General features: G+C 67.5%; 17 protein-coding genes. 6 read left to right on the plus strand and 11 right to left on the minus strand.

All coding sequences use genetic code 11. The features are described 5' to 3' along the window. Positions 1–20: 20 nt before the first annotated feature. The gene (locus ACH438_RS30940; protein ID WP_397011600.1) at positions 21–1,205 is read right to left on the minus strand and encodes an ROK family transcriptional regulator; all 1,185 of its coding nucleotides are present in this window, start codon (positions 1,203–1,205) and stop codon (positions 21–23) included. Between the two features lie 177 nt (positions 1,206–1,382). Beyond that, a complete protein-coding gene (locus tag ACH438_RS30945) occupies positions 1,383–3,584 on the minus strand; it encodes a malate synthase G (RefSeq protein WP_397011602.1) in 2,202 nt (733 codons plus the stop codon). 195 nt (positions 3,585–3,779) lie between these two features. Between ACH438_RS30945 and ACH438_RS30950 the strand changes: the two genes are divergently transcribed. Genes ACH438_RS30950 through ACH438_RS30965 form a run of 4 tightly spaced genes read left to right on the plus strand, consistent with a single transcriptional unit; the run spans position 3,780 to position 6,874 of the window. Next, entirely contained in the window at positions 3,780–4,526 is a 747-nt protein-coding gene (locus ACH438_RS30950) for an SDR family NAD(P)-dependent oxidoreductase (protein ID WP_397011604.1), read from the plus strand. Then, on the plus strand, positions 4,523–5,155 hold the full coding sequence (locus ACH438_RS30955) for a TetR/AcrR family transcriptional regulator (protein WP_397011606.1): 633 nt from the start codon (positions 4,523–4,525) through the stop codon (positions 5,153–5,155). Before ACH438_RS30950 ends, ACH438_RS30955 begins: the two co-directional genes overlap by 4 nt. 10 nt (positions 5,156–5,165) lie before the next feature. Next, the gene (locus ACH438_RS30960; RefSeq protein ID WP_397012101.1) at positions 5,166–6,455 is read left to right on the plus strand and encodes an acyl-CoA dehydrogenase family protein; all 1,290 of its coding nucleotides are present in this window, start codon (positions 5,166–5,168) and stop codon (positions 6,453–6,455) included. Positions 6,456–6,508: 53 nt separating this feature from the next. Continuing rightward, on the plus strand, positions 6,509–6,874 hold the full coding sequence (locus ACH438_RS30965; RefSeq protein ID WP_397011608.1) for a VOC family protein: 366 nt from the start codon (positions 6,509–6,511) through the stop codon (positions 6,872–6,874). Here the strand turns inward: ACH438_RS30965 and ACH438_RS30970 are convergent. Together ACH438_RS30970 and ACH438_RS30975 are read right to left on the minus strand one after the other, a co-directional pair. Further along, positions 6,871–7,518, minus strand: coding sequence for a PaaI family thioesterase (locus tag ACH438_RS30970; protein ID WP_397011610.1), 648 nt, complete (start codon positions 7,516–7,518; stop codon positions 6,871–6,873). The genes ACH438_RS30965 and ACH438_RS30970 overlap by 4 nt on opposite strands. 135 nt (positions 7,519–7,653) lie before the next feature. Next, the gene (locus ACH438_RS30975) at positions 7,654–8,049 is read right to left on the minus strand and encodes a PPOX class F420-dependent oxidoreductase (RefSeq protein WP_397011612.1); all 396 of its coding nucleotides are present in this window, start codon (positions 8,047–8,049) and stop codon (positions 7,654–7,656) included. 101 nt (positions 8,050–8,150) lie between these two features. Between ACH438_RS30975 and ACH438_RS30980 the strand changes: the two genes are divergently transcribed. After that, positions 8,151–9,122 (plus strand): sigma-70 family RNA polymerase sigma factor, encoded by a 972-nt coding sequence (locus ACH438_RS30980; protein ID WP_397011614.1) that lies wholly within the window; start codon positions 8,151–8,153, stop codon positions 9,120–9,122. 52 nt (positions 9,123–9,174) lie between these two features. On the opposite strand, the gene ACH438_RS30985 is transcribed toward ACH438_RS30980, so the two are convergent. The 4 genes from ACH438_RS30985 to ACH438_RS31000 all read right to left on the minus strand — a co-directional run bounded on the left by ACH438_RS30985 (position 9,175) and on the right by ACH438_RS31000 (position 13,495). After that, a complete protein-coding gene (locus ACH438_RS30985; protein ID WP_397011616.1) occupies positions 9,175–10,032 on the minus strand; it encodes a hypothetical protein in 858 nt (285 codons plus the stop codon). Positions 10,033–10,127: 95 nt separating this feature from the next. Further along, complete coding sequence (locus ACH438_RS30990) at positions 10,128–10,841, minus strand: DUF305 domain-containing protein (RefSeq protein ID WP_397011618.1); 714 nt, start codon at positions 10,839–10,841, stop codon at positions 10,128–10,130. Further along, the gene (locus tag ACH438_RS30995; RefSeq protein ID WP_397011620.1) at positions 10,838–12,415 is read right to left on the minus strand and encodes an LVIVD repeat-containing protein; all 1,578 of its coding nucleotides are present in this window, start codon (positions 12,413–12,415) and stop codon (positions 10,838–10,840) included. Before ACH438_RS30995 ends, ACH438_RS30990 begins: the two co-directional genes overlap by 4 nt. 150 nt (positions 12,416–12,565) lie before the next feature. Beyond that, positions 12,566–13,495, minus strand: a complete 930-nt coding sequence (locus ACH438_RS31000; protein WP_397011622.1) for an alpha/beta fold hydrolase — start codon at positions 13,493–13,495, stop codon at positions 12,566–12,568. Between the two features lie 96 nt (positions 13,496–13,591). Between ACH438_RS31000 and ACH438_RS31005 the strand changes: the two genes are divergently transcribed. Beyond that, the gene (locus ACH438_RS31005; RefSeq protein WP_397011624.1) at positions 13,592–14,401 is read left to right on the plus strand and encodes a helix-turn-helix domain-containing protein; all 810 of its coding nucleotides are present in this window, start codon (positions 13,592–13,594) and stop codon (positions 14,399–14,401) included. Here the strand turns inward: ACH438_RS31005 and ACH438_RS31010 are convergent. The 3 genes from ACH438_RS31010 to ACH438_RS31020 are packed head-to-tail and all read right to left on the minus strand — an operon-like array spanning position 14,398 to position 17,712. After that, positions 14,398–15,282: a 3-methyladenine DNA glycosylase gene (locus tag ACH438_RS31010; RefSeq protein ID WP_397011626.1), complete on the minus strand. Its 885-nt coding sequence runs from the start codon at positions 15,280–15,282 to the stop codon at positions 14,398–14,400. The genes ACH438_RS31005 and ACH438_RS31010 overlap by 4 nt on opposite strands. Continuing rightward, entirely contained in the window at positions 15,279–16,343 is a 1,065-nt protein-coding gene (locus ACH438_RS31015; RefSeq protein ID WP_397011628.1) for a hemolysin family protein, read from the minus strand. Before ACH438_RS31015 ends, ACH438_RS31010 begins: the two co-directional genes overlap by 4 nt. Then, positions 16,336–17,712 carry a hemolysin family protein gene (locus ACH438_RS31020; protein ID WP_397012103.1) on the minus strand — a complete coding sequence of 459 codons (1,377 nt, stop codon included), beginning with the start codon at positions 17,710–17,712 and terminating at the stop codon, positions 16,336–16,338. The genes ACH438_RS31015 and ACH438_RS31020 overlap by 8 nt, the downstream gene beginning before the upstream one ends. Positions 17,713–17,820: the final 108 nt, after the last annotated feature.

The raw sequence follows: 17,820 nt of genomic DNA on the forward strand, positions 1-17,820 counted from the left end.
GTGTTCTCCTGAGGTGACTATCAGTGTGTTGAGAAGACGTCGTCCCGGACGGCCGCCAGGGCGCGTTCGAGCGCACCCCGCAGAATCGGCGCGCCGGCAATGGAACTGGACCGGATCACCGGCCGGGGTATGGCGAGCTCGGCGAGGGCCTCCTCGACGAGGGCACGCAGGGGTTCGCCGCCGGCGCGCGGTACCGCACCGGCCAGAATGAGCAATTGCGGATCGACCACGGACACGATGGCGGCGAGCCCGAGGGCCAAACGCCCCGCGAACTCGGACAGGAAAGCCGCACCCGCTCCGGGTGTTCCGACCGCCGCGGCGACGGCCTCGGCGGCCGTGGGTGCGGTGAGGCCGTGCTGCCGGGCCAGGGCGCGGACCGCCGGGGCGCCCGCGAGCTCCTGGAAGCCGCCGGAGTTCTTGCGCCGCACATTGTGCACGATCGGCGCGCCGGGCAGCGGCATGTACCCGACTTCGCCTGCGCCACCGGTGAATCCGCGATGCAGCCGGCCGCCGATGACAATGGCCGCGCCGATGCCCTCGCCCACCCAGAGCAGCACGAAATCCTCGGAATCCTGCGCCACGCCGTGCGTCTGCTCGGCCAGGGCGGCGAGATTGACATCGTTCTCGATCGACACCGGTACGCCGAGCGCATCTTCGAGTTCGCCGATCAGCCGGGGGGAGTGCCAGCCGGGCAGGTGCGTGGCGTAGCGCAGCCGGCCGGTGACCGGGTCCAGCGCACCGCCTATTCCGATCACGACCCGGCGCAGCATGGTCAGGGTGAGGCCCGCGCGATCGGCCGTCGCGGCGACCGCTTCGGCCACCTTCGCGATGGTGCCGGCGGCGGCCCAGCCGCGGGTGCTCACCTCCTGCTCGGCGAGCGTGGTCCCGGTGATATCGGCGACGGCGACCCGTACCGCGGCGGCGGTCACATCCAGTCCCGCCACATACCCGGCGGCCGGATTCACCTGGTAGAGCTGCGCATTCGGTCCCGGCCCGCCCGCCGACGTGCCCACCACGACGACCAGGCCGCTCTCCTCGAGGCGGGCCAGCAGCTGGGAGGCGGTCGGCTTGGACAGTCCGGTGCGCGCGCCGATCTGGGTGCGGGACAGTGGTCCTTCGGCGAGCAGCAGCTCGAGTGCGGCGCGATCGTTGATGGCGCGTAACAGGCTGGGGGTGCCCGCCAGGGGGCGTCGACTGGAGGTCAAAGACCGACTCTCACTTCGCATCCGGGTGATCTCGTCATGAACTGTTAGGAAAGTTTCCAGTTCATTGCAGAGGAATGTAGCAGCGTCGCGACGGTTCCGCCCCGGAACGAAGAAATCCCCCGATCGATACCTCGACCGGGGGATTTCTTTGCAGCTCAGCCTATTCGGCCGCGCGAACTACACGCACTTGGCGGCAGCCTTCGCCTCGCGGCGGCGACGGTGGAGGATGGGTTCCGTGTAGCCGTTGGGCTGCTTGGTGCCCTCCAGCACGAGCTCCTTCGCGGCCTGGAAGGCGATGGAGGCGTTGAAGTCCGGCGCCATGGCGAAGTAGCTCGCGTCACCGGCGTTCTGCCGGTCCACCACCGGGGCCATCCGCTCCAGTGAGGCAATGACATCCGCCTCGGACACGATGCCGTGGCGCAGCCAGTTGGCCACCAGCTGGCTCGAGATGCGCAGGGTCGCGCGGTCCTCCATGAGGCCGACATCCTTGATGTCCGGCACCTTCGAGCAGCCCACGCCCTGATCGATCCAGCGCACCACGTAACCGAGGATGCCCTGGGAGTTGTTGTCCAGCTCCTGCTGCTTCTCCTCGGCGGTCCAGTCGGTGTGCTGCGCCAGCGGGATCTCCAGGATCTCGTCGACGGTGGCGCGCGGGCCGCCCTTGGCGATCTCGGCCTGCCGCTTGAACACATCCACCAGGTGGTAGTGGGTGGCGTGCAGGGTGGCGGCGGTCGGCGACGGCACCCACGCGGTGTTGGCGCCGGCCTTGGGCTGGGCGATCTTCTGCACCAGCATGTCGGCCATCAGATCGGGCATGGCCCACATGCCCTTACCGATCTGCGCCTTGCCGGGCAGGCCGGTGGCGATGCCGGTGTCGACATTGAAGTCCTCGTAGGACTTGATCCACTGCTGGGCCTTCATCTCGGCCTTGCGGACCATCGGCCCGGCCTCCATGGAGGTGTGGATCTCGTCGCCGGTGCGGTCCAGGAAGCCGGTGTTGATGAAGACCACGCGGTCCTTGGCGGCGAAGATGGACGCCTTCAGGTTCACCGTGGTGCGGCGCTCCTCGTCCATGATGCCGACCTTGAGGGTGTTGACCGGCAGGTCCACGACGCCTTCGATGGCCGCGAACAGGTCGTTGGCGAAGGCCACTTCGTCCGGGCCGTGCATCTTCGGCTTCACGATGTACACCGAACCCGTGCGGGTGTTCTTCAGCTTGGTGTCGCCGTTGAGGGCGTGCTTGGCGATCAGGACGGTGATCAGGCCGTCCAGGATGCCCTCGGGGATCTCGTTGCCCTGCGCGTCGATGATGGCGTCGGAGGTCATGAGGTGACCCACGTTCCGCACGAACAGCAGCGAACGACCGTGCAGCACAAGCTCACTGCCGTCCAGCGCGGTGTACACGCGGTCCGGGTTCATGGTGCGGGTGAAGGTCTTGCCGCCCTTGCTGACCTGCTCGGCCAGATCGCCCTTCATCAGGCCCAGCCAGTTGTGGTAGCAGAGCACCTTGTCCTCGGCGTCCACCGCGGCGACCGAGTCCTCGAAGTCCATGATGGTGGTGACTGCGGACTCCAGCACCAGGTCCTTGACACCGGCGGTGTCGGTGGAACCGACGGGGGAGGACGGGTCGATCTGGATCTCGATGTGCAGGCCGTTGTGCTTCAACAGGATCGAGGTCGGGTTCGCCGGATCGCCCAGGTAGCCGACGAGCGCCTCGGCATCGGCCAGGCCGATATCGGTGCCGTCCTCGAGGCCGACCACGAGCTCGCCGTCCTCGATCGAGTACTTGGTGGAACCGATGTGCGAACCGGTGATCAGCGGCACCGCGTCATCGAGGAAGTTGCGGGCCCACTCGATGACCTTGTCACCGCGGACCTTGTTGTAGCCGGTGCCCTTCTCCGCGCCGTTCTCCTCGGAGATGGCGTCCGTGCCGTACAGGGCGTCGTAGAGCGAGCCCCAGCGCGCGTTCGCCGCATTGATGGCGAAGCGGGCGTTCATCACCGGCACGACCAGCTGCGGGCCGGCCTGGGTGGCGATTTCGGCGTCCACGTTCTCGGTACCGATCTGGAAATCGGCCGGTTCGGGGCGCAGGTAGCCGATCTCGGTGAGGAACTGCTTGTAGGCAGCCTTGTCGTAGCCGGCTGCGGCGGGCCGCGAATCGGACACCGCGGCGCGGTGCCACTCGTCGATCTTGGCCTGGATGTCGTCGCGTTCTGCGAGCAGAGCACGGTTACGGGGGGCGAGGTCGTTGATGACGGCCTCGGCACCCGACCAGAACGCGGCGGAATCTACGCCGGTGCCGGGAAGCGCCTCGTTCTCCACGAAATCGTGGAGCACCTTGGCAACCTGTAGCCCGCCGACCTGGATCCGCTCTGTCATCTACATGCCTCATTTCGAGAAGCCGGGTGGAAAAAGTACGCCCGTAATGCTACTCGCGGGTAGATGGGGACTGTGCGCGGGATCGGGTGAAGTGCACCTCAGGGGAGGTGTGCGGGGGCTTGAATGTTCCGGGCGGTACATTTAATGTACTGGCTGGAACATTTCAGAGTTCTCGGTGCGCAAAGGTGCGAATCCATGGGAAACACGCTGTCCGGCAAGGTCGTTCTGGTCACCGGGGGTAGTCGCGGGCTCGGGCGCGAGATGGTGCTCGCATTCGCAGACGCCGGCGCGGACGTGATCATCGCCAGCCGCAAACTCGACGCCTGCGGGGCATTGGCCACGCTCGTACGCGAGAAATACGGGCGCGAAGCACTGCCGGTGGCCTGCAATGTGGGGGACTGGGCCCAGTGCGAGGCCCTCGTCGAGGCCGCCTACACGGCCTTCGGACAGGTCGACGTGCTCGTCAACAACGCGGGCATGTCGCTGCTCTACCCCAGCTTGGACCGGGTTTCCGAGGAAATGTTCGACAAGGTGATCGCCACCAACCTGAAAGGGCCCTTCCGGCTCTCCGCGCTCATCGCGGCGCGCATGGCCGTGGCCGGGACCGGGTCGATCGTGAATATATCTTCGATCGAAGCGAGCCATCCCGAACCGCTCGCCGTGCCCTACGCGGCCGCCAAGGCGGGGCTGGAGGCCATGGGCAACGGCCTCGCTCGGACCTACGCACCGGCGGTGCGGGTCAACACCATTCGCTGCGGGGCCTTCGACACCGATATCGCCAAGGCCTGGCCGCCGGAGATGCGGGACCACCTGGTACAGCACACCGCCCTGCGGCGCATCGGGACACCGGCCGATATCGTCGGCGCCGCACTGTACTTCGCCTCGGATGCCTCCGCGTTCTGCACGGGCGCCACCCTCGCCCTCGACGGCGGATACCGATGAGCGCCGCATCCGTTCGCCGGCGCGGCCGCCCGCCCGCCGCCGAGGTCAATCCGGGCGAGACCCGCGAGCGGATCATGCGCGCGGCCATGGAACTGTTCGCGGAGAAGGGTTTTCACGCCACCAGCGTCGCCGAGATCGGCGACCGCGCGGGCATCCAGCGCGGGGCGCTGTACTACCACATCGGATCCAAGGAAGAACTGCTCTTCCAGATCCGGCGCACCTACACCGAACTCATGCGCGACGAGGCCGAACGCATCGCCGGCAGCGACCTCGATCCGATCGCCAAGCTGCGCAGCCTGGTCCGCACGCATGTGGTGCTGATCGTCGAACACCGCCACGAGGTCACCATCGCCCTGCGCGACGCCGGTGCGCTCACCGCCGAACGCGAGGCCGACCTGCAGGTATTCCGCGACGGCATCCAGCGCGCCTGGCAGCGCGTCTTCGACGAGGGCCACGCCGCGGGCCTGCTGCGCACCAACGACCACGTGGTCACCCTCAGCGTGGTGGCCATGCTGAACATGGTCACCGCCTGGTACCGCGAAGACGGCGAGTACCGCCCCGCGGAGATCGCCGACATTCTGCTCACCACCATCCTCGACGGTGCCGCCGCACCGGCCGACCATCGATGAAAGGCTGACCGTGGCTTGGGATTTCGAGACCGATCCGGACTACCAGAAGAAGCTGGACTGGGTCGCGGAGTTCGTGAAGACCGAGGTGGAACCCCTCGATCTGCTCTACCCGAACCCCTACGACCGGCAGAATCCCGAGATCCGGGCCCTGATGAAGCCGTTGCAGCAGAAGGTGAAAGACCAGGAACTGTGGGCCTGCCACCTCGGCCCCGAACTCGGCGGCCCCGGCTACGGACAGCTCAAGCTCGCCCTGCTCAACGAGGTGCTCGGCACCTCGCTGTGGGCGCCGCTCGTGTTCGGCTGCCAGGCCCCGGATTCCGGCAATGCCGAAATCCTCGCCCACTTCGGCACCCCCGAGCAGAAGGCGAAATACCTGCTGCCCTTGCTCGACGGTGAAATCGGCTCCTGTTACGCCATGACCGAACCCACCGGCGGCTCCGACCCCACTGCCTTCAAGACCCTTGCGGTGCGCGACGGCGACTCCTGGGTCATCAACGGCGAGAAGTGGTTCAACTCCGCCGCCGAATTCGCTACTTTCCACATCGTGATGGCCGTGACCGATCCGGAAGCGCCGCCGCACCAGCGGCTTTCCATGTTCATCGTGCCCGCCGACACCCCCGGCCTGGAGATCGTGCGGAACTTCACCGTCCCCGGCTTCAGCGAGCACGAGGGTCACCTGCGCTTCACCGACGTCCGCATCCCCGCCGACTCCCTGCTCGGCACCGAGGGGCTGGGCTTCATCGTCGCCCAGACCCGCCTCGGCGGCGGCCGCGTCCACCACGCCATGCGCACGGTCGCGTTGGTGCGCAAGGCCTTCGACATGATGTGCGAACGCGCCGTCTCGCGCCCCATGCGCAAGGGTGTGCTCGGCGGCCTGCAGATGACCCAGGAGAAGATCGCCGAATCCTGGATCGAGATGGAACAGTTCCGGCTGCTGGTGCTGCGCACCGCCTGGCGCATCGACAAGGAACAGGACTACCTGAAGGTCCGCCACGACATCGCCGCCATCAAGGTCGCCATGCCCAAGGTCATGCACGATATCGCCCAGCGCGCCATGCACCTGCACGGCGCCATCGGCGTCAGCACCGACCTCCCCTTCATCGACATGATGAACTACGCGCAGGTCATGGCCATCGCCGACGGCCCCACCGAGGTCCACAAGATCACCCTCGCCAAGGAGGTCCTCAAGACCTACGCCCCCGGCGACCCCGTCTACCCGAGCGGCTACCGCCCCGCCCTGCGCGAGCAGGCCCGCGACCTGGTCGCCCGCCGCCTCGAACACACGGTGGGCAACCTGTAACCGATCGCCGAAAGCCATGACCGAGGCCCGATGTCGCATGCGAGACTCTCGGCATGGCTACGGCATCGGTTCCTCCGCCAGGGTTCCATTCGGTCACACCGCGCATGGTGGTCGGCGATCAGGCCGCCACGGTCCAATTCCTGCGGACGGTCTTCGACGCGGCCGGCGAGGTCGAAGCGAACCGGCCCACCGAGGTTCGCATCGGCGATTCACTGGTCATGGTGTCGGGAGCCGGTGAACGAGAGGCGTTCCCGGCCTTCCTCTACATCTATGTCGACGACGTCGCCGCGACCTACGAACGGTCGCTGGCGGCGGGCGCGGTCACCGTGGAGGCGCCGCTCGACACCCCCTACGGCGACCACCGCGCCATGGTGCGCGACCCGTTCGGCAACGTTTATCAAATCGCGGCTCGCCGCTAGGTTCTGGGCTCGATCCACAGCGCCTCGCCCAGCGCGCAGAGTTCCCCGTCGGCGGTCGAGAGTGCCACGCCGACAGTGTGTTTGCGGCCGTCGCGGCCGAGCAGCCAAGCGTGTGAGACGTATTCGGCACCGGCCGGTACGGGGCGCAGCTGGGTGGCGGTGAGGGCCGCGGTGACGGCCCCGCGGGCCATCTTCGCGTAATGCCAGGCCGCTATGCCGCCCGGGCAATCGAGTGCGGCCCAGACGTTTTCGGGCGGGAGCTCACCGGTTTCGCCCGCCAGACCCGGATCCGGCGTCCAGGCCGACGCCATGATCTCGCGATCGGGCAGACCCCACGGGAACAGCCGCAGTCCCTGCCCGGGTGCACAGGCCGCACCGCAGCCGTAGCAGTCGCCGACCGGCCGGTGCGGAGACGAAAGCGCCTGCTCGGAAGCAGTTTTCGCCTCGGCCCAGCTGGGTGCGGGCGGGACGGTGAGGTCGAGCGTGGCGGCCGCGGCCGAGGCGAGCAGTGTGCCCTCGCCATCGGTCAGGGCCGTCACGTCGCCGGTGGTCGTCAGCTGCAGCGGGGCGCCGACCGGGACCGCGCGGCGGAAGTCCACGCGCACGGTCTGCGCACCGTGGTGCCCGGCCAGCACGCCCGCCACATAACCACCGAAGGCGATCTCCGGATAGCCGTGGATACCGGTCCGGAATCAGCAGTGCCGCGGCCTGGGTCATGAATCGACGATATCGAAATCAGGACCCATGATCGCCAGTGAATTTCCGCACTGCCGCGGCGGTCAGCGCGGGGGGAAGGCGTAGACGCGCTCGGGGACGATGCGCACGATCAGACGCTCGGCCTCCGGCTCGGGCGGCGGGGTCTTGCCGCCCATGTAGCGGTCGTACATCTGATACAGCAGCTTCTTCTCCGGATCCTCGGTGATCTCGACCCGGCCGCGAATATCGGCGTAGGCCCCGGTCTCCTTGCTCAGCACGAGCAGGCTCACCCACGGATTGCGGTCCATATTGCGAGTCTTCAAGCGGCCCTTGATCGTGCTGAAGACGACGGTATCGCCGTCGTACATGGCGAAGATGACCGAGGACTGCGGCCGGCCCTCGGCATCGCCGGTGGCGAGGATCGCGGTATGCGGGCCGTCGAACAGCTCGCGGGTACGGGTATCGAGTGCGGTGGTCACGGTATGCCCCTCCGGGTATCGGGAATCGGGAATCGGTACGCACATATGGACCACGGCGGTGCCCGAAAGGAATCGGGTGCGATCGGAGCAAAATAGACGGGGTGACGCATGATCTCTCGGCGGAGTTCACCGGGCGCACGGAACCGTTCCGGCGCGAGCTGCTCGCGCACTGCTACCGCATGCTCGGCTCGCTCGACGATGCCGAGGACCTGGTGCAGGAGACCTACCTGCGCGCCTGGCGATCCTACGGCGCCTTCGAGGGCCGCTCCTCACTGCGCACCTGGCTCTACCGGATCGCCACCAATGCCTGCCTGACCGCACTCACCGCGAGCGGGCGCCGCGTACTGCCCTCGGGACTCGACGCCGCCAGCGCTGACCCGCATGCCGCGGCCACCACCGATCCGGATGTGCGCTGGCTGGGCCCGCTGCCCGATGCGCTGGTCACCTCCGACGCCGATGATCCGGCCACCGTGGCCGCCACCCGCGACAGCCTGCGCCTGGCCGTGATCGCTGCCCTGCAACACCTTTCGGGCCGCCAGCGCGCGGTCTTCCTGCTGCGTGAGGTGCTCGACTTCCCGGCCGCCGAGGTCGCCGACCTGCTCGGCACCACCACCGCCGCGGTCAAGAGCCAACTCCAGCGCGCCCGCGCCCACCTGGACGACATCGCCGACACCGCAGCCCGGCCCAACCACCCGACCGATCCGCGCGGCCAGGCATTGCTCGACGAATACATGCGCGCCTTCGAGAACTCCGATGCGGCAGCCCTGGAACGCATCCTGCACCGCGATGCCCTGATCGAACTACCGCCCTCGCGAACCTGGTTCTCCGGCAAGAAAACCTGCGTGGCCTTCCTGGCCGCCTACGCCGTCGGCGCCCCCGGCGACTGGCGCATGCTCCCCACCTGGATCAACGGCAGCCCCGCCGCCGTCGCATACCACCGCGACGGCGAGGTCTACCAGCCCTACGGCGTTGTCGTACTCACCATCGGCGACGGGCAGCTACTCGGCATCACGGTCTTCTCGGATCCGGACCTGGTGCGCCACTGCGGCTTCCCGGACCACCAGCCCGCCTGAGAAGCTCTCACGGCGTCGAACAGCTCGCGAGTACGGGCATCTAGCGGTGTGGTCAAACGAACAGATCGTCGGCGGACTCGGCCGTCGCTGCTCGCCGCAACCAGATTTCGAGCAACTCAGGTTCTTTGCACTGCCGGATGCGGTCCTCCGAGGTCTGCGAGACATAGACGCCGCGGGCTTCGAGCACTGTCAGCACTGCTCGTGCCACTCCTTCGGCGCGACCCTCGGCAACGTACCGGCGTGCGAAGTCGCTCTGGTACTCGTATTTGATCGCCATCATCGCCTCCAGTCGCTTCTTCGCTGTAGTGGACAGCGCAGCGAGGACAAGGTCATAGTACATTCTCCCGTGCTCATCATCCGTCTCCTGCAAACCGGCCAGGAGCGCTGTGAAGATCGCGTCGGCTTGTTCGCTGTCAGCGTGTGCAATGGCTGAGAGCACGGCGCGTTCGGGTACATCGATTGCGAGTTTGGGGTCTGTGACAGCCGGGATCAGTTCCGGTCCCAACACGAGCGGGCGCAGAACGAGCCCCGGATGTCCGAGCTCGATCGGTCGGCGAGACCAGGTGGCCACAGTAGGATCCGGCGAGACAACCAGCAGATAGGTCGGGCACTGCAGTCGCGCTCGCAGGGTGCTGACATACACTGGCCAGCTCCACTTCCGGGTCTCGTCCTTACCCAGCTGGATCTCTACGACAATGCCGAGCAATGGTGTGGCTGTGCCGTCGGAGAGGACGAACGCTGTGTCGCCGCGGAACTCGCGCGGGCCGATATCGGTGAAGTCGCAGGATTCTGTGCGGGCTGCGGCGAAATCCGGGATTGCGACGTCGAAGACATCCGCGAGGAAACCTGCCGCGAGGGTCGGCTGCGTGCGGAACAGCTCTACGAGACCTTCGTGCTGGAAGGACGGCATGCGGCGAAAGTTAGCGGCTGGCAGTGGAATTGCGGGCCCGATGTCCGGAATCGTCGGTGTGGGGTCGGCGCGCCGCGCTGTGACGAAATCACGTGTCAGGACAGTGGTTGTGCACCTCGTTGGGCCAGCAGCAGGGCCATGAGCCCGGCTTCCTGACTCTGGGTGGTGATCATGCCACGCGCTGCTTCCTTGACCGGGCCGGAGGCGAGGAGTTGGTCGACGGCCCGAGCCATGGCTACGCCGCCGCGGTGGTGGCGCAACATCAGTTGGAGGAACAGGGTTTCCGCGTCGGCGCCGCGGCTGGTGGCCAGGCGATCGAGTTCGGCTTGGGTGGCCATGCCGGGCATGCTCGTGCCCGGCTGAGTCGCGGGCATGCCCATGCCGGGCATGCCCGCCATCGAATTGTCGGCTGTGCCTGCGCCTTTCGTGTGCATCCAGGCCATGGGGTGCACATTCGAGGGGGAGGCGTCGGCCAGGCGCAGCCAGCCGAGCATGGTGCCGATCTCCGTGCGCTGGGTATCGGCGATCTGCTGGGCGAGACGGCGGACCGTGGGGTCGGCGCCCGGGTCCAGGCGTTCCACCAGGAACAGGGCCTGCTCATGGTGGGTCAGCATGTCCTGGGAGAAGCCGATCTCTACCGGGGTGAGAACCGGTGCGGCGGAGACGCTTTCGGGCACGATCAGCGGCCGCACCAGGAAACCGGCGGTGAGCAGCGCCAGCGCAAGCACGGTGAACCCGGCCGGTCGCCGCCAGCGATAGCCGAAGCCGCGCAGCCGGCGCCGGATGCGGTCGGCACGGCGCGTCCTCATGAGCCGATCACCGAATGCTGGTCGCCCGGCGCGGTGTACACGTTGTCGGCCAGCTGCAGCACCATGAAACCGTTGTCATTGCAGGTGGTCCAGAGTTGGCTGCCGTGCCATTCGGGCGGGGAGAAGCACCAGTCGGTGGACAGGTCACCGAAGGCGATCTGCCCGGTGCGGGCCGAAAGCGCCTTGGCCGGATCGAATTTGCCCTCCAGCATGGCGCGGGCCGCCGACGGGAACTCCATGAGCGGGAAGCCGATGATCGAGGCCAGCGCATGCGGGGAGTTCCAGAGTTGCAGGTTCTGGCCCTTCTTCGCGGGCGGGTTGAAGTAGGCGATCTCGCGGGGGTGGAAGGGGTCCTTCACATCGAAGACCCGGATGCCGGATTCCTCCCAGCCACAAGCCAATGCGGTCGGATTGTCCGGGCGATCGGCCGCGCAGTAGTGGGCGTCGTAGGAGAAGACCGAGCCGCCCATGGCCGAGGCCATCGCCGAATCCTGATGCTCGGGCAGGTTGATCTCCAGCTTGATCTTGTTGACCACCTTGGGATTGTTCTCGTCGGAGATGTCGACCAGCTTCACCCCGCCCGCGCCGCCCTCGTCCACCGTGTACAGGTAGGGCTTGCCGTCATAGGTGACCGGAATGCTGTGCTGGGTGGCCCAGCCGTCCGTCCAGAACACCCGGCCGATGTGATTGACCTGCGGATTCGGATCGCGTCGCTGCACGGCGCTGATATCCAGCACGGTGAACCCGCCCAGCGCCGAGAGATACATGCGATTCCCGTCCGGGCTGATGCCGAACCCGTGCGCCTCGATCCCGGTGAGCCCCTGCCAGATCACGTGCGGATTCACCGGATCGGTGAGATCCACCGCGCTCACGAACCCGGGCGCGATGCCCGAGGCCCAGTAGGTGCGCCCATCGGGGGAGAACCCGCCCTCGTGGGTCGTGATCGGCAGCGGCATCAGCAGATTCGTGCCCGCACCGGCATTGAGCAGCCGCGGGTGCGCACAGTCGGAGATGTCGTACACCGACAGGTATCCCGCGCCCTCACCGATGGGAACACCGGTGCCCACCAACAGCTTCCGCGCGGCATTGACCTTCAGCGACTCCCACGTCCCGGCCAGCATGGCGGGTTCGGTCAGACTCCCGGTGACCACTGGATTCGCCGGATCCGACACATCCAGCACCTGCACACCCTGCGCGGGCCCGAGGATATTGCCCGGGAACATCGAGCCCGTGTACGAGCAATGGTCGTAGCTGGCGGAAGTGATACCCGCACCGCGCCCGGTATACCCGCCCACGAACGACATATTGCAGCGATACCCCTGGGTACTGCGCCCGCTGTCGCGATCCGCGGCGGGCACATCGCCCTGCATCCCGTTCTCCGGCATCGAATCCGGCCCGCACTCCGCCCGCGGCACCGAGGTGCGCCCGACATCCAGGAACTGCTGCACCTGATTCTGGATATCGGATTGCAGATCCGCGGACGCGCCGCCGATCGGCAGCACGGCCACGCCCAAGAGCGCGGCCGCGGCCAGCACCCCGGCCCTGGATCGCCGTATCCCAGTCAACCGCCTCATCGCGGTACCCCCGAACTTCTCCGAAACTCACGTGACCGCCCACACATCCGATGCGCAGTGTGGTTACGGTTACGTCTCGAGAACCTAACTCATAAACTGACTGGCCGGTAGGGGCTGTCTGGGACGAATTGCAGAAGCCCCTGGTCGGGGTCAGTGCGCAGCGGTGAAATCGTGCAACAGCGCACCGGTCGGGCCGGGCTCCTCGAGCATGGGCGTATGCCCACAGTCGAGGGACTCGAGGCGAACACCCGGCACCGCGCGGTAATCCTGGAACGACGCCGCAGGCCAGCGCCGATCCCGCGTACCGAACAACACCATGACCGGCAGGCCCAGCTCGGCGAGACGTGCCGGTTCCTGGCGCTGCTGCAGGAAAGTGTCGGAGGCCGCAGAGGTCGCGGTCAGGCTGCGGTAGGTCATCCCGCGGACATCGGCGACGATCTGCGGGGGAATCGTGACATCGTCATTGAAAGCGCTGCTCAGGGAGGCGCGAATGGCGGCATCCGGCAGGATCGGCCACAGCAGCCGCCCGATCGAGGGCACGGCCAGCAGGGCGCCGGCCGGGCCGTTGTCGGTGAACGCGTCCAGCCGGGACCCGGTGTCCACCAACGCGATAGCGGTCACCAGGTCACGGCGCTGCGCCGCCAAGGCCGTCGCCACATAGCCGCCGGTCGAATGACCGACCACGATCGCCTGCCGCACACCGAGGTCGTCCAGTACGGCCGCCACCCGGCTCGCCTGCTCCTCCATGCTGTATCCGCTATCCGGCTTGTCCGACTTCCCGTGTCCCAGTAGGTCGATCCGCACCACGTACCGATCGCTCAACGCGGGCACCACCGGATCCCACCACGCGGTCGACCCGGCCAGCCCGTGAATCAGCACCACGGCACGGGTGCTCGGTGTCCCGTCGGTGACGACATGCAGGGCGCCGCCCGGCAGATTCACCATCCGGTCCCGGGCGTCGTCCGCCCGCGCGGTCGCCACTCCCGTCGTGCCGCCGGTCAACAGGGCCAGTAGTGCGGCGATGACCATCGTTCCTATGGCGCGCCATCGATTCGACGCGGCGGCCGTGTGCTCGTTCATTGGGTTCTCCTCGGGTCGAGCGGTATGCACGCACCCAACGCTGCTGCACGGCAACGGATCCGTATTGAAGAAATGTCAGCGGCCTAGAATCGATACGTGTCCTGGGAGATCGCGCGACCGTCGCGGGCACTCGCATTACGAGGCTTCGACATGGCCGGATTCCGTATTCACGGTGGCGGCTCGGAATCGCTGCGTGCCATCCCACACCCGGCCGTCACGGTGCTGCTGGAATTCGGTGACAGCCGCTTCGATATCGATGATCCGGCGGGCAGGGTACGGGCGGGCAGCCTGGCGCTGGGCCTGATCCGCGATCCGGTCCCACTGCGCGTGGAAGCCTTGGAATGCGTACAGGTACGCATGTCACCGCTGGCCGCGTCCGCGGTACTGGGCATGCCGGTCAGCGAACTGGGCGGAACCCTGGTCGGCCTCGACGAGCTGTGGGGGCGCGACGCGGCGCGGCTGTGTGAACGCTTGCACGAAACACCTTGCTGGCAGCAGCGATTCGCACTGATCGAAGCGACGCTGGCGGCACGTTTACACGACCGGCACCCGGCCGATCCGGAGGTCGCGTGGGCATGGCGCCGGATCGTCGGCAGTCGCGGCCGCTATCGGGTCGAGGAGTTGGCCGCCGAGGTCGGCTGGAGCCGGCAACGACTGTGGTCCCGATTCGGTGCCCAGGTCGGCCTGACTCCCAAACGGGCGGCCAAGCTGGTCCGCTTCGACCATGCCGTCCATCGGCTCGTGCAAGGACAGGCGCCCGCACTGGTGGCGGCCGACACCGGCTACGCCGACCAATCACACCTGCATCGCGATATCCGCGAATTCACCGGCGCCCCACCGGCATCCGCCGCCGCCGAACCCTTCCTCACGGTCGACGACCGGGCCTGGCCGTCCGCCGGGGGCTAATGCCCGGACAGTGCGCGACAGTCGCCCAGCAAGCGTGTGCGCAGGGTCTCGGCTCGTGCGGCGATATCGGCTTGGCTGCGCACGTATTCGGCGCGCCCGGCCGGTGTTTCGATACGAATCGGTTCGTAGCCGAATTCCAGGAGGTCGTACGGACTGGCCTTCATATCGAGTTCGCGTGCCGCACAAGCCAGTTCGAAGCACTCCAGCAGCAGATCGGAACCGATGAGCGGGGTCAGCTTGAAGCCCCACTTGTAGATGTCCATATTCGCGTGCAGACAACCCGGCTGCTCACGGTCGACCTGCAACTCCCGGGTGAGCGGTTCGACATTGCGCGGGACCGCCTCCGGGGTGAAGAAGCGGAACGCGTCGAAATGCGTGCAGCGCAACTGCATCGACTCGACGACCGCATCGGTGCCCGCCGTGCCGAGGCGCAGCGGGACCTGCTGATGGCGGACATCGTCGGTGCGGTAGACCATCGCCCACTCGTGCAGCCCGAAGCAGGACAGCTGCGCCGGGCGCGCGGCGGTCGCCGATAGCAGCCGGGCCACGAACTCGACCGTATCGCGGCGCTTTTCGAGGAACGCCGGATCGGCGGTCCACGCGGCACCGGCGGCAACCTCGTGGTAGCCGCGGGTCCCGGCATACTCGGCGGCATCGGCCAGCGCGATACCGAAACCCGGGTGCCAGCGCTTCAACTGCGCCGGTTTGTGCCCGTAATAGGTGAACAGGAAGTCGATCACCGGATGCTTCGAACCCGACGCGCGCGCAGTCAGATACGGCCCGACCAGCGCATCCACCCGCTCCCGGTGGGCGGCGGCGCGTGCGCGCCACTCGCCCGCCGGAAGCAGGACGATCTCGGAATCCGTTGCCGCCACGGTCATTCCGCGATGCGATGGGTGGCGTCGCGGACGGTGCCCACGAACTCCTCCATCAGATCCTCGAGCGCCACGATGCCCACGGTATTGCCGCGGCTGTCCACCACCCGGCCCAGATGGGAGTTGGTGCGCCGCAGCCGCGCCAGCGCCTCGAACAGCGTGGTGCCCATGCTGACCGTGGGCAGCGGGCGGATATCGGTGCGGGGGATCGGGGTGCCCGGGCCCGCCTCGTCGTCGGCGACCAGGTCGAGCACGTCCTTGACGTGCAGGTAGCCGACCATGGACCCGTCGGCCGCGCGCACCGGATATCGCGAGAAACCCGTTTCGGCGACCGCGGATTCGATATCGCCGAGGGTGGTGCCGTCCCCGCGCAGCGGCACCGAGCGGGTCTTGTCCAGTGGCACCATCACATCGGCGACCACGCGATCACTCGATCCCAGCGCCTGGGTGAGCCGGCGGTGCTCCTCCTCGTCGAGGAGTCCCTCCGACCGCGATTCGCCGAACATCTCCGCCAGTTCCACCGAGGACACCGTGGAATCCAGCTCGTCCTTGGGTTCGATGCGCAGCGCCCGCAGCGTGATATTGGCCGCGAAGTTGTAGACCGCGATGAGCGGCCGCGCCAGCCGCAACCACATCAGATGCAGCGGAACCAGCAGCAGCGCCGCGCGTTCGGGCCCGGCGAGCGCGATGTTCTTCGGGATCATCTCGCCCATCAGGATGTGCAGCACCACCACGATCGCCAGCGCCAGCGCGAAGGAGATCGGGTGCAGCAGCGAATCCGGCACGCCCAGCAGATCGAAGGGCTGCTGCAGCAGATGCGCCACCGCCGGCTCGCCGACGCGGCCCAGCAGGATCGAGCAGATGGTGATGCCCAGCTGCGCGGCCGCCAGCATCATGGACAGATTCTGCCCGGCCTCGATGACCGTATTGGCGCTCCGCTTACCTTGTGCGGCAAGGGCTTCCAGGCGGTCGCGGCGGGCGGAGATGAGCGCGAACTCCGCGCTCACGAAGAAGGCGTTGCCCAGCAACAGCGCCAGCGCCAGCAACACCGCGTACGCGTCACCCATGGTCGCGCTCCCAGCTCGCGAGCTCTTCGGCGTCGACGGGGCGGAGCAGGATCCGGTCGAGTCGCCGCCCGTCCATCCGTTCCACCTTGGCGATCCAGCCGCCACGGGTGTGCGGCTCGGGGTGATGGCCGTTGCCCGGTTGCGGCAGCAGCACCTCGTCACCGGCCTGCGGGATCCGGCCCAGCCGGGTCAGCACCAGGCCGCCGAGGGTTTCGTACTCGCCTTCGGGCGCGTCGTATCCCGTTGTGCGCGAGACCTCGTCGACCCGCAGCAGGCCCGAGCAGTTCCAGCCCGCCGGGGTGCGGCGCACCTCGACCTCTTCCTCGTCGTGCTCGTCGCGGACATCGCCGAGGATCTCCTCGATGACGTCCTCCATGGTGACCATGCCCGCGGTGCCGCCGTATTCGTCGACCACCAGCGCCACCTGCATGCCGTCGGCGCGGATCCGTTCGAGCACCTCGTCGCCGTCGAGGCTGGCGGGCACGATCGGCACCGGCTTGGCGATGGTCTCCAGCTGCACCTTGCGGCGGGCCGCGATCGGGTGCAGGAAGGCCTGTTTGACGTGCACCACGCCGAGAGTGTTGTCCAGGTCGCCGTCGATGACGGGGAAGCGGGAGAACCCGGTCTCGCGCGCGGCGTCGATGAGATCGGCGATGGTGTCGTCGCGATCGAGCGCGTGGATCTTCACGCGCGGGGTCATGAGTTCTTCCGCGGTGCGCTCACCGAATTCCAGCGAGCGGTCCACCACCTGCGCGGTGCGCTGATCGAGCGCGCCGTGCAGGGCGGAGGTGCGGACGAGGGAGCCGAGCTCCTGCGGTGAACGCGCGGAACGCAATTCCTCGGCCGGCTCCACGCCCATGCGCCGCACCGCCCAGTTGGCGGCGCCGTTGAGGGCATTGATGAGCCAGCGGAAAGTCATGGAGAACGCGATCATCGGGCCCGCGGTCCACCGGGCGGTGTTCAGCGGTGAGGCGATGGCGATGTTCTTGGGCACCAGCTCGCCGTAGATCATGGACAGCGAGGTCGCCAGCAGCAGCGCCAGCGCCAGCGAAATCCCGTGCGCGGTACCGGTACTCAGGCCGCAGGCGCGGAAGAGCGGCTCCAGCAGCCGGGCCAGCACCGGTTCGGCGATATAGCCGGTGATCAGCGTGGTGATGGTGATACCCAGCTGCGCGCCGGACAACTGGAACGAGAGCGTGCGATGCGCCTGGCGCACCTGCCGGGCTCGGCGGTCACCCTCGCGGGCGTGCGCCTCCACGGTGCTGCGTTCCAATGCGGTGAGCGAGAATTCGGCCGCAACGAACAACGCGGTACCCGCGGTCAATGCGATGAAGCCGATCAAACTGAGAATGGTGAGCACGGCTGACACGGTCAGCACCACCTGGCTGTCTGTAGTGCCGGTAGAACAACGCCGGGTTTGTCACCCGGCTCGGTAGAGGAGCCCTCCTGTGCGGCGCCCTCGGACGCGGGTGACAAC

The organism is Nocardia sp. NPDC020380 (assembly GCF_044386975.1).
Lineage (GTDB): Bacteria > Actinomycetota > Actinomycetes > Mycobacteriales > Mycobacteriaceae > Nocardia.

Excerpts from the sequence above, each read along its gene's own strand:
- ACH438_RS31010 (WP_397011626.1), bottom strand. The coding sequence starts at position 15,282 with ATGACCGTGGCGGCAACGGATTCCGAGATCGTCCTGCTTCCGGCGGGC.
- ACH438_RS30990 (WP_397011618.1), bottom strand. The coding sequence starts at position 10,841 with ATGAGGACGCGCCGTGCCGACCGCATCCGGCGCCGGCTGCGCGGCTTC.
- ACH438_RS30965 (WP_397011608.1), top strand. The coding sequence starts at position 6,509 with ATGGCTACGGCATCGGTTCCTCCGCCAGGGTTCCATTCGGTCACACCG.
- ACH438_RS31015 (WP_397011628.1), bottom strand. The coding sequence starts at position 16,343 with ATGGGTGACGCGTACGCGGTGTTGCTGGCGCTGGCGCTGTTGCTGGGC.
- ACH438_RS30950 (WP_397011604.1), top strand. The coding sequence starts at position 3,780 with ATGGGAAACACGCTGTCCGGCAAGGTCGTTCTGGTCACCGGGGGTAGT.
- ACH438_RS30995 (WP_397011620.1), bottom strand. The coding sequence starts at position 12,415 with ATGAGGCGGTTGACTGGGATACGGCGATCCAGGGCCGGGGTGCTGGCC.
- ACH438_RS31000 (WP_397011622.1), bottom strand. The coding sequence starts at position 13,495 with ATGAACGAGCACACGGCCGCCGCGTCGAATCGATGGCGCGCCATAGGA.
- ACH438_RS30955 (WP_397011606.1), top strand. The coding sequence starts at position 4,523 with ATGAGCGCCGCATCCGTTCGCCGGCGCGGCCGCCCGCCCGCCGCCGAG.
- ACH438_RS30945 (WP_397011602.1), bottom strand. The coding sequence starts at position 3,584 with ATGACAGAGCGGATCCAGGTCGGCGGGCTACAGGTTGCCAAGGTGCTC.
- ACH438_RS30985 (WP_397011616.1), bottom strand. The coding sequence starts at position 10,032 with ATGCCGTCCTTCCAGCACGAAGGTCTCGTAGAGCTGTTCCGCACGCAG.